Source organism: Shewanella sp. Isolate7, from assembly GCF_022398425.1.
Taxonomy (GTDB): domain Bacteria; phylum Pseudomonadota; class Gammaproteobacteria; order Enterobacterales; family Shewanellaceae; genus Shewanella.
Genome location: NZ_JAKEVJ010000022.1, coordinates 1 through 13,169, shown reverse-complemented (window position 1 = coordinate 13,169; position 13,169 = coordinate 1). Strand labels below are relative to the sequence as shown.

Genomic DNA, 13,169 nt, shown 5'->3' with positions numbered 1-13,169 from the left:
GTTACTCTCCCGCTAAAGGTCTAAAGCGTCTAAGTTCCAATAACTTATAACCTGTGTATTGGCCCATCAGCAGTACGGTTGCCAGTATCACCAGATGGATCCCCAGGAAGTTAAATACCCAGTGTTGTACCCAGGTTGCGCTCATGGCCAGGTAGGCTAAGGTAGCGACGAACAGGCTACCACCGCCCTGTACCATCACCTCTTTGGCGCCTTCCTCCTCCCAGAGGATGGACATACGCTCGATGGTCCATGCCAGGATGATCATTGGGAAGAAGGTGATGGTGAGTCCTTCGCTGAGGCCAAACTTGTAAGAGAGCAGGGTGAACAGGCCTATGATGCCTATCACCACAATGATCACCGCCGAGATCCGCGAAATAAGCAGCAGGTTAAGATCCGACAAATAGGAGCGGATCATCAAACCGAAGGCGACGATCAACAGGAAGCCGATAAGGCCGGTCAGCAGGGTGGTCTGAATAAAGGCCAGGGCGATCAGCACTGGCATGAAGGTTCCCGAGGTCTTGATGCCTATGATGACCCTGAGGAACACCACCATCAGCACGCCGATAGGGATCAGCAAGATGCCTTTAAACAGGCTCTGCTCTTCCAGCGGCAACTGGTAGAGGGAGAAGTCCAGGGCATCCTTGTTCTTCAGCATGTCGATAGAGGTCGCCAGCGCCGAGCGGGTGTCTTGTAACATGGAGAAGTTCACCTGAGAGTTGACACCGCCAACGACATCCAATGTCGATTTTGCGGTTCTGTCCCAGATAAGCAGGTTATCTGGACGTCCCTGAGTACCATCGTTGGGGTTAAAGATGATCCATTGCCCCTGGTGGTAGACCTCCACATAGTTGGACAGTTGCTGACGGCGACGCTGATCTTCTAAAAAGAGCCCGCTGACCTTCTTGGCCGGGATCCCCTTGCTGTTAAGCATGCGGATGAAGAGATCGGGACGCGAATTGCTGGTGAGAAGCAATTCCAGATTCTGGCTGCGCTCGGTGGCGTTGAAGCTCTTGTTGAGCTGCTGGGCAAACGAGAGGTTGGTCGCGCTGCGTGACCAGATCTCGCTCATCACCTGTTCGGCGGCGGCCTTCTCTGTGGCAGACCAGTTGTAGGCCTGGGGTGTCTCGGGCGCTTGTTCGGCTGGGATCTCATTCTTGCCGGTCGGCACTAAGGTGACCTTGTAGTAGAGATCTTGCTGACCTATCGCCTCTCGGGTCGACCAGGTGACCTGGCGGCCGCTGTCGGCCTGAGTAACCGACATGCCGTAGCCTGGCGAGGTGGCGTTTTCCGCTAGGATCTCGAAGGCTGGATCGTTAGGCAGCGAGAAGGTGACCTCGGCGGGTTCGCCGGTGCCCTGAAAACTGACCTTGGCATCTACCGCCCAGCTCTGTACCTGTTCGCCCGGAAGGAAGGGCACATTATGTTCGATACCGCGATAGACACTGGCGGCTATGCCTGCGATAAACAGCAGGGCGACTAAGATATAAAAAGGTTTTTTAGAGTGCATCGAGTCTACATCCTATTATTTTGCTGTTTTTGACGGATTTTTCTTACCGTGCACAAAACTCTGACCCACATCAACAACTGCTATGTCTTGCATAAACTTACGTCCCAGCAGCAGCTGATAATCGAGATGGCTACGATCCACTAGGTTAAGGTCGGTTTCCGCCTTGTAATTGCCAATCTGCAGATGGGCATGGATCACAGGGCGTCTGTCATTCTTCTCATCGGCATCCTGCTTGATGCGAACGAAGCGCTCAACTTTAGATTCGAAGGTCTGCGATGGCTTGTCGGCACCTTGGGTGAAGACGTCGAAGCGTACCCACTGCTTACCATTGCGCTCGAACAATATGATGTTGTGAGCATCAAGCGATGAGGACTCTGCACCGGTATCGATACGTGTCTCGAAGCCTGCCTTGATCTCATCGACATAGACATGTTCTACCGCGCCCAGAATAAACTTGTCGCCGATGGGCGATGGGTCGCACTGCACCGGAACCTGTACCACCTGCTTCTCGGGCTGGGTCTTAACGGCGGCCACCTGCTTTGACAGCTGTTCCAGCTGGGTCGAAAGGGAAGTCAGCGCGTCCTGCTGCTCGCTTTGGTTGGCGCTGATTAAGGTGACTAGTTCGCTCTTTTGCTCACTCAGGCTTGCATTAAAGGTGTCGATGTCGACCGGGGCGGGCTGCTCAGGCGCTTGAGTTGCCGCGCAGCCTGCAAGGCTGGTTACCAGGGCGAGAGTGGTCATCTGTTTTAACATAGTGCTTCCCGTTTACTATTTTCGTTTAAACCAAATCTTTGTTGGGTTGATTCTTCACGGCAATAAAAGTGGCGCGTTTGGGTGCCGGATAGCCCTCAACCGTCAGACTGACATCGTTAGGATCCAGATAATCGACTAACGATTCATTAGGCATCCAATCTGTGCTGCGCTGTTCTGCCAATGAGGTGACATCAATATCGACGCAGCGGACATCGACAAAATCTGCCTTCTTGAGCCAGGCCTCGAGGGCCTTGGCCGACGGCAGGAACCAGACATTGTTCATCTTACCGTAACGCTCTCCTGGCACCAGCACTGTGTTTTCATCGCCATCGACGACCAATGTCTCGAGAACCAGTTCGCCGCCGGTCCTGAGTTGATCCCTCAGTTGCAGCAGGTGATCGATAGGCGAGCGTCTGTGATAGAGCACGCCCATGGAGAATACTGTGTCGAAGGCATCCAGCGGCGGCAGTTGCTCTATGCCAAGGGGTAATAGATGTACCGGGTGTTCGTTACCCGCCAGGCGCTTTACCGCCTCAAATTGACACAGAAATAGCGGTGAAGGGTCGATACCGACGACACGTTTTGCGCCGTCACCCAGCATACGCCACATGTGATAACCGCTACCGCAACCGACGTCGAGCACGGTTCGATTCTTCAGTGGCGAGATGTGGGGCTGAACCCGCTCCCATTTCCAGTCTGAACGCCATTCGGTGTCGATATGAATGCCATGAAGATCGAAGGGACCCTTGCGCCAGGGGCAGAAGAGTTTCAGCAGGTTCTTGAGTTTTTCCTGTTGGCCCTTGGTGAGCTGCTCACCGCTGCCCACCTCTACCTTAGTGGTGAAATCGATTCTGTCTGGTGCAGGGTAATGGAGTTTATTGAGTACCTTTTCCCATTTGGGCAGATTGCCGTGCTTATGTTCACGTTGCCATTGGCCGAGGATCGCCGGGAGTTCTTCTAACCAATGTTGAAGATTGGAGTCGGCGATTTGCTGATAAAAGGAGCTGAAGCTGATCACTTGATGGCCACCATAGATGCGAAATTAAAACATTGGAACCAGACACTAAAATGACTAAAACCTTGAGCCTCAAGGCGTTGCTGATGCTGGGGCAGGGTGTCTGGCTTCATGACATGTTCCAGCGAGCTGCGCTTCTGGCTGATCTCAAGCTCGCTGTAGCCGTTGGCACGTTTAAAGTCGAGATGTAATTCGTCCAGTAGATGCTGCACCGGCTCATCTTCGAAGACGAGCTTCTCTGACAAGACGAGAATGCCGCCGGGTTTGAGTCCCTGATAGATCTTGGCGATCAGGGTTTGTCTGTCTTCGGGCGCCAGGAACTGCATGGTGAAGTTGAGGATGACCATGGAGGCGTCCTGGATCTCTATGTCGCGAATATCGGCACAGATCAGATCGACGGGAGTCTCGCTCACATAGGCACTGAGGTTCTGTTTGCAGCGCTCTATCATCGACTCGCTATTATCGACGGCGATGATCTCGCAGCCTCTGCCTTCGATACGGCGACGCACGCTCAAGGTGGCGGCGCCAAGCGAACAGCCTAAATCGTATATCTTGCTGTTGGGGGTGACACATTTATCGGCGAAATCGCCTAGGGTGTTGATGATCTGTCCATATCCGGGGACAGAGCGACGTATCATATCGCTAAAGACACCTGCGACTCTATCGTCGAATTGAAAGTCACTGATATGTTCACAGGCTTGGGCGTAAATTGTATCTTGATTCGAGTTCATCAGAGTTTTTTGAGTAAATTCAATATTCCATTCTAGCTAATGATAACAGTTCGCAGCAAGTCTAGTACTGGTAATTAGGCATAAAATTCTGTCTAATATCCTAATAACAACATATATTTTACAGCGCGGTGACTTTGTGATTTAAGCGAAGGTGCCAAGGTTATTTTTGTAGCCGGCTTGTAATATGAAGCTGCCTTATAAAACGCCTTTTTAATATGGCCAATATGCAGGCCAGGTTATAGGTGAATGTTTTGAATCGTTTTTAGGTTTAGACAGCCCAATAGTAATGGTTAAAACATCGAGGCGTGTTAGGTTAGCGCTAATACAATGATAATAGAGACCGGGATAGATCTTTGACACCACTACATCTTTTGGCATCGGCTTTTTTTATTAAGGTTCGCGGCGCTCTGGCGCGCATGGCCTTCGTCCCCTTAGTCATAGTGCTCACCCTACTTTCCAGTTGGCATCTGGCCGCCGACGAGCGTCAGGCTCCACTGGTGCTGGTGATGGGGGAGGACAGTTATCCTTATCAGTTTGTCGATGAAAACGGTGACGCTAAAGGCGTATTGGTGGATCTTTGGCGCGAATGGTCGTCGCAGACTCAGGTGCCTGTGGTCTTCGTCGCCCGTCACTGGCAGGACTCGCTTAAACAGCTCGCCCTGGGAGATGCCGACATCCATATCGGCCTTGGGATCACCAAGGAGCGGGATCGGGATTTTGATTTTGCCGCGCCCATCGCCTATGTCAGTACCTATCTCTATGTGCGTAATACACTTAAAGGCAAGAAAAATTTTACCGATCTCCAGCCCTATCGTATCGGCGTCGTGGCGGGCTCCTCACACGAATCGATACTCAATCATCAGGTGAATGGGCTGAGCTACCGTTACTATAATAGCCGCGCCGAACTGCTTCGCGCCGTGGTGGCTGGTGAGGTCGACGTGTTTGCCGGCATGGAAGGCTACCTAAAGGATAACGCCGTTAGCCGCGCCGTCCTGGAAGAGTTCCCATTGGATAATCGTCTGCTGATCAAGAAGACGGCACTGGTGCCTGCGGTCAGCAAGGGGCGGCTGGACCTTATCACAGAGATCAACCGCGGCTTCGATAGCCTGAGTCAAACCAGCCGCGCCGAAATCGACAAGCGCTGGCTCGGCTTTAGCCATGATGCCAACACCCTAGTGATAGCCACCACCACCGGTATTCAGCCCTTTGTCGATACCGGGGGCGATGGAGAGCCACACGGTCTCTATATCGATATCTGGAAGCTGTGGTCTAAGAAGACGGGGATAGAGGTGGAGTTCCGCCCGGCGTCCATGGAAGATGGTTTGGATGACCTCAGGTTTCACCGCGCCGATATCCATGTGGGTTACCCCGAAAGCGACACCATGAAGTCCAACCTGACCCGAGCCTGGCGCACCTATCAGGTGAAGAGCCGTCTCTTCAGTTATGGCAAAGCCATCAACAGCTTAGATGAGCTAAAGGGAAAACGCGTCGGCGCCGTGCCCACTGCGCCTTATCTGGATAAGCTCAAGCAGGCGCTGCCGAACTCGGAGCTTAAGCTCTATACCGATGTGACTCAGATGATTCAGGCCGCACAGCAAGGCCATATCGCCGCCTTCGTGGCATCATCTGCCTGGACCCAACACTATTTGCTGAGAGCCGAGTCCTGGTCCGACTTTCATCAGTTCCGTGCTCTCGCCTTTACGACAGATATCTATGCTTTGACTCGCAACGAGGATAAGGGACTGGCTCAGCGCATCGCAGCAGGCTTTCGTCTGATCAGCAACGCAGAGCTGGCCAGCATAGAGAATAAGTGGATATTGGACAGAGACGACAGGAGCGTACAGTCGCTGCTTAATCCGCTCTCCATTACAGAAACCCAGCGGCGCTATTTAGACGGCCTGGGTACACTTAAGGTGGGCTACCTTGACGCCTGGGCGCCCATGGAGTTTCAGGGGCCATCTGGCGAGTTTATGGGGATCAACAGCGAGATCAGCCACTGGGTTGCCGATCAACTTGGCCTGACACTCGAGGGCGTGCCGTTCGAGCGCTGGAGCAGCCTGCTTGATGCGCTTAAACAGGGCGAGATAGATATCGTTGGCAGTGTCGCCCATACTCCGGAGCGTGAACTGGAAATGGTCTTTACCAGCCCCTATTGGCCATCGCCTTGGGGCTTAGTGACCAACCTAAGCCAGGTGACTGTGTTTAACCTGAGTCAGATGAGCGGCAAGCGCCTGGCTATCGTCGAGGGCTACCATCTGATTGCCAACCTGATGAATAAGGCGCTGGGCATCGAGCTGGTGATCGTACCCAACAGCCGCGCGGGTGTGGATGCAGTGGCCCAGGGCAAGGCCGACGCCTTCATCGAGAAGGTGATCAACATGGCCATGGTGCTCAAGGAGTCAGATTATAAGGCGCTCAAGATGTCTGTGTTGGCGGATTTCTCCCAGCAGCAGAGCCATTTTGCGCTAAATCCCAAGTACAAGGAATTGGTGCCCCTGTGGGATCAGGCCATCGCTCAGCTGACTCCTGAGCGTCAAGAGGCCATCTACCAGCACTGGGTCAAGGAGGAAGTCAGCAGCTGGAAGGCGATGCTCAACTATCGGAGCGCCTTCTATCTCCTGGCGCTGGTGAGTTTTGTGCTGTTCGTTTATCTTATCTGGCGCGCCCAGCGTAGCCACCTTGCGGCCGCCAAAGAGCTGGCCCATGAGCTGACCCGGGCCGGGCAGTTCGATACGCTTACCGGCCTGCCTAATCGTAGCCTACTCGATGACCGGCTTCAGCAGTCGGTGCTGCTGCACAGGCGGGAGATGCAGCCCTTTGCGGTGCTTTTTATCAGCTTCGATAATATGCGCCAAATCAATCAGACCTTTGGTCATCAGGTGGGCGACAAGGTGCTGGCCGAGGGGGCGCAGCGACTCAAGTCGGCGGTGCGTAAGTCAGATACTCTGGCACGCTTTGGTGGCAACGAATTTGTGATGGTGCTCAATCGCAGTAAAGATCTCGATACCGTGTGTCAGGTGGCCGATGGCATAGTGGGCGGCTTTAGTGCGCCCTTTGCCATCAACGGCCTGGATGTGGCACTATCGGTCAGCATAGGGGTGGCCATGTTCCCGAATGATGGCGACACTGTCGTCGAGTTACTCAAGACCGCCGACAAGTTGATGTCGCGGGCAGTGAAACAGGGTGGGCGCTGTTACCAAAGTGCCTGATCTGTGACCCCAGTTCAGGATTTGATGGATATTTATCCAACCCAAAGGTTTACTTCATTTTAAGCGGATGAAGTTGTTTTGAAATCGGCAATATTTCACTATAATGCCGCTTTTGTCATGTATTGAATATCCTCAAGCACGGCCTTGACGGATGAAAGGAAAGTGTTAGATGCGCAGTCATTATTGTGGAGACGTTAATCGGTCTCATGTTGGGGAAGAAGTTACTCTCGTAGGTTGGGTAAACCGCAGTCGCGATCTCGGTGGCGTGGTTTTTCTGGATTTGCGCGACCGTGAAGGCGTGATTCAGGTAGTATATGATCCTGATCTGCCAGAGGTATTCGATGTCGCCAGCACACTGCGCAGCGAGTTCTGTGTACAGGTCAAAGGCCTGGTGCGCGCACGTCCTGATAGCCAGATCAACGATCAGATGCGCACAGGTGAGATTGAGGTGCTGGGTAAGGCGCTGACCATTCTCAACAGTGCACCGGCACTGCCGATCAACATGGACAAAAATCAACACAACACCGAAGAGCAGCGTCTTAAGTATCGCTACCTGGATCTGCGTCGCCCAGAGATGGCCGAGCGCATCATCTTCCGCTCTAAGGTGACCAGCGCCGTGCGTCGTTTCCTCGACGGTAACGGTTTCCTCGATATCGAGACGCCTATCCTGACCAAGGCGACGCCAGAAGGTGCACGTGACTATTTAGTGCCAAGCCGTACTTATAAGGGCCAGTTCTTCGCGCTGCCGCAGTCACCACAGCTGTTTAAGCAGCTGCTGATGATGTCAGGTTTCGACCGTTACTATCAAATCGTCAAGTGTTTCCGCGACGAAGACTTACGCGCCGACCGTCAGCCAGAATTTACCCAGATCGATATCGAAACCTCATTCATGACCTCTGCCGAGGTGATGGATAAGACCGAAGAGATGGTACGTGGCCTGTTTAAAGAGCTGCTGAATGTCGACCTCGGCGAGTTCCCTAAGATGACCTTCGCCGAGGCGATGCGTCGTTACGGCTCAGATAAGCCGGACCTGCGTAACCCGCTGGAACTGGTGGATGTGGCAGACCTGGTTAAAGATGTCGACTTCAAGGTATTCCAGGAGCCTGCCAACGACAGCGAAGGTCGTGTTGCCGTGCTGTGTGTACCGGGCGGCGCCACTCTGTCGCGCAAACAGCTCGACGAGTATGGCAAGTACGTCAACATCTATGGCGCCAAAGGGTTAGCATGGATGAAGGTAAACGAGCTGGAGAAAGGGCTGGAAGGCATTCAGTCGCCAGTACTTAAGTTCCTCAGCGAAGAGGTGGTTAAGGGCATCTTGGATCGTACCAATGCGGCCAACGGCGACCTTATCCTGTTTGGCGCCGACAAGGCGAATATCGTGGCAGAAGCCATGGGCGCGCTGCGTCTGAAGGTGGGCGAAGATTTCGACCTGCTCCAAGGTGACTGGAAGCCACTATGGGTGGTTGACTTCCCAATGTTTGAGCGCACATCCGATGGCGGCCTACATGCCATGCACCATCCGTTTACCGCGCCAAGTGGTATCACACCGGCCGAGCTGGAAGCCGATCCTACGGCGGCCATCTCTGACGCCTATGACATGGTGCTAAACGGCTGTGAACTGGGCGGTGGATCGGTACGTATCTATGACGGTGAGATGCAGTCTGCCGTATTTAGAATCCTGGGAATCGACGACGAGGAAGCGCAAGAGAAGTTTGGCTTCCTGCTTGAAGCCCTCAAGTACGGCACACCTCCACACGCAGGCCTAGCGTTCGGTCTCGACCGTATGGTGATGCTGATGACAGGTGCGAGTTCGATTCGTGACGTGATGGCATTCCCTAAGACCACCACGGCAGCCTGTCCGCTCACCAACGCACCAGGTTTCGCTAACCCAGTACAGCTCGAAGAGCTTGGGGTGAGCGTAGTCGAAGCGAAGAAAGAGCAGGAATAAATCAAGATTGAACCAATAAGCCGAGCATCTTGCTCGGCTTTTTCGAGGCAAACTCGAATAAGGAGTCCCTATGGCCGGTCACAGTAAATGGGCCAACATCAAGCACCGCAAGGCGGCACAAGACGCTAAACGCGGTAAACTCTTCACCAAATTCATTCGCGAGCTTACGGTAGCGGCCAGAGAAGGCGGCTCGGATCCCGATTCGAACCCGAGACTCAGGGCGGCAATCGATAAGGCGCTGTCAAACAACATGACTCGTGATACGGTCGAACGTGCCATCAAGCGCGGTGCCGGCGAACTCGACGGTCAGGTGTTGGAAACCATCATGTATGAAGGCTATGGTCCAGGTGGCACCGCAGTGATGGTCGAAACCATGACTGATAACCGTAACCGCACCGTTTCAGGCGTGCGTAACGCCTTTAGTAAGTCGGGTGGCAACCTGGGTACAGATGGCTCTGTGGCCTATCTGTTTGAGAAGCGTGGCGTGATCTCTTACGCCGAAGGCAGCGATGAAGACACCATCATGGATGCGGCGCTCGACGCCGGCGCCGAAGATGTAGTGACCAATGATGATACCTCTATCGATGTCTACACCACGCCAGAAGCCTTTGGTGCCGTGAAAGATGCGCTGGACGCCACGGGGCTAGAGGCGGTCAACGCCGAGGTGACCATGGTGCCGTCTACAAAGGCCGAGTTGGACGCCGCCACCGCGCCTAAATTCCTGCGCCTTATCGATAACCTTGAAGATCACGACGATGTGCAAGAGGTCTATCATAACGCCGAGATCTCTGACGAGATCTTAGCCAGCCTCGAATAGGCAAGCGATGCCAATAATCTTGGGGGTGGATCCCGGCTCGCGGATCACAGGTTATGGTGTGATCCAGTGCCAGGGGCGGCAGCAGATCTACCTGGGCAGCGGCTGTATTCGCACCCAATCGGAAGATCTGCCCTCCCGTCTTAAGGTGATATTCGATGGAATCAGCGAGATCATCCGCCAATACCAGCCGGATGAATTTGCCATCGAGCGGGTGTTTCTGGCCAAAAACGCCGATTCGGCCTTAAAACTTGGTCAGGCACGCGGCGCCGCCATAGTGGCCGCCACCAATGCCGATCTGCCTGTGGCCGAGTATTCGGCGACCCAGATCAAGAATGCCGTGGTCGGCACGGGACGGGCGCAGAAAAGCCAGGTGCAGCACATGGTGCAACAGATCCTGAAACTGCCCGCTGCTCCACAGGCCGATGCGGCCGATGCCTTGGGGGTTGCCCTGTGCCATTTCCACACATATCAGAGCCTGATCGCCATGGGCGGTAAGGCGAGCGCGAGAACTTACGGAAGATATAGATGATAGGTCGTTTAAGGGGATTACTGGTTGAGAAACAGGCGCCCGAGGTGCTGATCGAAACCGCTGGCGTCGGTTATGAGGTACAGATGCCGCTGACCAGTTTTTACGAGCTGCCCGAGCTAAACCAAGAAGCGGTGATCTACACCCATTTCGTGGTGCGAGAAGATGCTCAGCTGCTTTATGGTTTCATGAGCAAGCAGGAAAGGGCGCTCTTTAGGCTGCTTATCAAGACCAATGGCGTGGGCCCCAAGCTGGCGCTCACCATACTCTCAGGCATGACGGCGGCCGAGTTTGTTAAGTGCGTCGAACACGACGACATCGCCACTCTGGTGAAGCTGCCGGGCGTTGGCAAGAAGACCGCCGAGCGCTTGCTGGTTGAGATGCGTGACAAGCTTAAGAGCCTGATGGAAGCGTCCCACGGTAACGAGCGCGAGTTTGTGCTGCAGTCAAACTATACCCCGGCGCCTGTGGTCAACACCGCCGAAGAAGATGCCATCTCGGCGCTTTTGGCGTTAGGATATAAGCCGGCACAGGCCAGTAAGGCGGTGTCCAGTGTCTTCGAAGAGGGCATGGATTCAGAAACCTTGATCAAGGCATCGCTGAAATCGATGCTCTAGCGCTCAGAGTGAGAAATAGATGATTGAAGCCGATAGGTTAGTTCACGCCCAGCCTCAGGGCACCGAGGAACGGGACGAGCAGATAGATAGGGCCATGCGGCCTAAGCTGCTGGATGAATACACGGGCCAGGACGATACCAGGGCTCAGCTTAAGGTGTTTATCGAGGCGGCACAGAAGCGAGGCGAAGCCTTAGATCACATGTTGATCTACGGGCCGCCGGGTCTGGGTAAGACGACGCTGGCCATGATCGTGGCCAACGAGATGGGTGTTAACATCAAGTCCACCTCAGGGCCTGTGCTGGAAAAGGCCGGGGATCTGGCTGCGCTGCTGACCAACCTCGAGGCTGGAGATGTACTCTTTATCGATGAGATCCACAGATTAAGCCCTGTGGTGGAGGAGATCCTCTATCCGGCGATGGAAGACTATCAGCTGGATATCATGATAGGTGAGGGGCCAGCCGCCCGCTCTATCAAGTTAGAGTTGCCGCCTTTTACCCTGATCGGCGCAACGACCCGTGCAGGGGCGTTAACCTCGCCACTTCGTGCCCGATTTGGTATACCGCTGCGTCTCGAGTTTTATAATGTTAAAGATCTCAGCAGTATCGTTGCTCGTTCGGCTAAGGTGCTGGAGTTGCCCATAGATCAAGAGGGGGCTGTGGAAGTGGCCAGGCGTTCTCGTGGCACCCCGCGTATCGCCAACCGCCTGCTCAGACGGGTGAGGGACTACGCCGAGGTGAAACATGACGGCGAAGTCAATAAGACGGTTGCCGAGAGTGCCTTGGATATGCTGGATGTGGATGTCGAAGGCTTCGACTATATGGACCGCAAGTTGCTACTCGCCATCATAGATAAGTTTATGGGGGGCCCCGTGGGCCTGGATAACCTGGCAGCCGCCATCGGCGAGGAGCGCGAAACCATCGAAGATGTGCTCGAACCCTTCCTGATCCAGCAAGGCTTTATTCAGCGTACCCCAAGAGGGCGTATTGCGACGGCCAGAGCCTATCAGCACTTTAACCTGATCCAGCCCGAGTAGCTGTTAAGAAAAAGGTTATTCATCTTAAGCCTCTCATCTGAGCTGAGGCTTGCCAGTGCTAGCAAATTGTAGACAAGCGTGGTCAATTGACCGCGCTTTTTTATGCCTTATTTGCTACTCGTCGCAGGCATCTATAGGCGCTAGCCCTGAGTCTTTAATGACAATCTTGAGCTTGAGCTTGAGTCTTTGGCTTGTGTTTTTCTTTCCGCTTCATCGCTTGTTTGTTCGTTAGGGAAGGTGCGAACAAGTCGTCGCACAGCTCTGGCTTTGATAGCAGCGACAGTTCAAGGCATTCAACTGAGGGCATGCCGAGGCCTGCTGAAGTTGAATAACGCCGAAATGGTGTTGCTATCAAAGCCCCGCAGGGCGAGGCTTACAGCGGTATTTGCTGCGTTACAGTTCTTGCGAAGGACTAGGGCCATTCGCTGCAAACTGTGCCTAGCATCTATCCACTTTAAGCACACGCAGAGCAAGCANACAGCTCTGGCTTTGATAGCAGCGACAGTTCAAGGCATTCAACTGAGGGCATGCCGAGGCCTGCTGAAGTTGAATAACGCCGAAATGGTGTTGCTATCAAAGCCCCGCAGGGCGAGGCTTACAGCGGTATTTGCTGCGTTACAGTTCTTGCGAAGGACTAGGGCCATTCGCTGCAAACTGTGCCTAGCATCTATCCACTTTAAGCACACGCAGAGCAAGCACGGGACTTATTCGCACCTTCCTTAGCTTGTTCGCACCTTCCCTAGGGAAGATGCGAATAAGTCCCAGATGTGAGATCATAGCTACATAGTAAATCACAGCCATTACCGCCCATGAGCCAACAGTTAACTTTTGCCGATAGTGAGTTTTCCAGCAAGCGCCGCCAGACCCGTAAAGAGATTTTCTTATCTCGGATGGACAACCTGTTACCATGGACTCAACTGCTGGAAGTGATTGAGCCCTTTTATCCAAAATCGGGCAATGGTCGTCGACCCTATCCACTGGAAACGATGTTCCGCATTCACTGTATGCAGCAA

The 13,169-nt window shown here is 53.8% G+C and carries 10 protein-coding genes and 1 pseudogene; 7 read left to right on the top strand and 4 right to left on the bottom strand.

All coding sequences use genetic code 11. The annotated features are described in order from the left end of the window. Nucleotide 1: 1 nt before the first annotated feature. Genes L1D47_RS07240 through cmoA form a run of 4 tightly spaced genes read right to left on the bottom strand, consistent with a single transcriptional unit; the run spans nucleotide 2 to nucleotide 4,006 of the window. Nucleotides 2-1,507 (bottom strand): UUP1 family membrane protein, encoded by a 1,506-nt coding sequence (locus L1D47_RS07240; protein WP_239883580.1) that lies wholly within the window; start codon nucleotides 1,505-1,507, stop codon nucleotides 2-4. A gap of 15 nt (nucleotides 1,508-1,522) precedes the next feature. Then, a complete protein-coding gene (locus L1D47_RS07235; RefSeq protein ID WP_239883578.1) occupies nucleotides 1,523-2,260 on the bottom strand; it encodes a RimK/LysX family protein in 738 nt (245 codons plus the stop codon). 25 nt (nucleotides 2,261-2,285) lie between these two features. Then, on the bottom strand, nucleotides 2,286-3,278 hold the full coding sequence (gene cmoB / locus L1D47_RS07230; protein WP_041511160.1) for a tRNA 5-methoxyuridine(34)/uridine 5-oxyacetic acid(34) synthase CmoB: 993 nt from the start codon (nucleotides 3,276-3,278) through the stop codon (nucleotides 2,286-2,288). Next, the gene (gene cmoA / locus L1D47_RS07225; RefSeq protein ID WP_239883576.1) at nucleotides 3,275-4,006 is read right to left on the bottom strand and encodes a carboxy-S-adenosyl-L-methionine synthase CmoA; all 732 of its coding nucleotides are present in this window, start codon (nucleotides 4,004-4,006) and stop codon (nucleotides 3,275-3,277) included. The genes cmoB and cmoA overlap by 4 nt, the downstream gene beginning before the upstream one ends. A 353-nt stretch (nucleotides 4,007-4,359) precedes the next feature. On the opposite strand from cmoA, the gene L1D47_RS07220 reads away from it, so the two are divergent. The 7 genes and pseudogenes from L1D47_RS07220 to L1D47_RS07190 all read left to right on the top strand — a co-directional run. Then, nucleotides 4,360-7,215 carry a transporter substrate-binding domain-containing protein gene (locus L1D47_RS07220; protein ID WP_239883568.1) on the top strand — a complete coding sequence of 952 codons (2,856 nt, stop codon included), beginning with the start codon at nucleotides 4,360-4,362 and terminating at the stop codon, nucleotides 7,213-7,215. Between the two features lie 169 nt (nucleotides 7,216-7,384). After that, nucleotides 7,385-9,163 carry an aspartate--tRNA ligase gene (gene aspS / locus L1D47_RS07215; protein WP_239883567.1) on the top strand — a complete coding sequence of 593 codons (1,779 nt, stop codon included), beginning with the start codon at nucleotides 7,385-7,387 and terminating at the stop codon, nucleotides 9,161-9,163. 70 nt (nucleotides 9,164-9,233) lie between these two features. After that, entirely contained in the window at nucleotides 9,234-9,980 is a 747-nt protein-coding gene (locus L1D47_RS07210; RefSeq protein ID WP_239883566.1) for a YebC/PmpR family DNA-binding transcriptional regulator, read from the top strand. A 7-nt stretch (nucleotides 9,981-9,987) separates the two neighbouring features. Then, nucleotides 9,988-10,509, top strand: coding sequence for a crossover junction endodeoxyribonuclease RuvC (gene ruvC, locus L1D47_RS07205; protein ID WP_239883565.1), 522 nt, complete (start codon nucleotides 9,988-9,990; stop codon nucleotides 10,507-10,509). Further along, the gene (ruvA, locus tag L1D47_RS07200; protein WP_041511165.1) at nucleotides 10,506-11,123 is read left to right on the top strand and encodes a Holliday junction branch migration protein RuvA; all 618 of its coding nucleotides are present in this window, start codon (nucleotides 10,506-10,508) and stop codon (nucleotides 11,121-11,123) included. Before ruvC ends, ruvA begins: the two co-directional genes overlap by 4 nt. Nucleotides 11,124-11,142: 19 nt before the next feature. Then, on the top strand, nucleotides 11,143-12,156 hold the full coding sequence (ruvB, locus tag L1D47_RS07195; protein ID WP_041511166.1) for a Holliday junction branch migration DNA helicase RuvB: 1,014 nt from the start codon (nucleotides 11,143-11,145) through the stop codon (nucleotides 12,154-12,156). Nucleotides 12,157-12,965: 809 nt separating this feature from the next. Next, nucleotides 12,966-13,169, top strand: a pseudogene (locus tag L1D47_RS07190) (IS5/IS1182 family transposase); the annotation flags it as partial.

What these genes read in the sequence shown, in the direction of transcription:
- ruvA (WP_041511165.1), top strand. Translation starts at nt 10,506, where the DNA reads ATGATAGGTCGTTTAAGGGGATTACTGGTTGAGAAACAGGCGCCCGAG.
- L1D47_RS07240 (WP_239883580.1), bottom strand. Translation starts at nt 1,507, where the DNA reads ATGCACTCTAAAAAACCTTTTTATATCTTAGTCGCCCTGCTGTTTATC.
- L1D47_RS07210 (WP_239883566.1), top strand. Translation starts at nt 9,234, where the DNA reads ATGGCCGGTCACAGTAAATGGGCCAACATCAAGCACCGCAAGGCGGCA.
- ruvC (WP_239883565.1), top strand. Translation starts at nt 9,988, where the DNA reads ATGCCAATAATCTTGGGGGTGGATCCCGGCTCGCGGATCACAGGTTAT.
- cmoA (WP_239883576.1), bottom strand. Translation starts at nt 4,006, where the DNA reads ATGAACTCGAATCAAGATACAATTTACGCCCAAGCCTGTGAACATATC.
- L1D47_RS07235 (WP_239883578.1), bottom strand. Translation starts at nt 2,260, where the DNA reads ATGTTAAAACAGATGACCACTCTCGCCCTGGTAACCAGCCTTGCAGGC.
- ruvB (WP_041511166.1), top strand. Translation starts at nt 11,143, where the DNA reads ATGATTGAAGCCGATAGGTTAGTTCACGCCCAGCCTCAGGGCACCGAG.
- aspS (WP_239883567.1), top strand. Translation starts at nt 7,385, where the DNA reads ATGCGCAGTCATTATTGTGGAGACGTTAATCGGTCTCATGTTGGGGAA.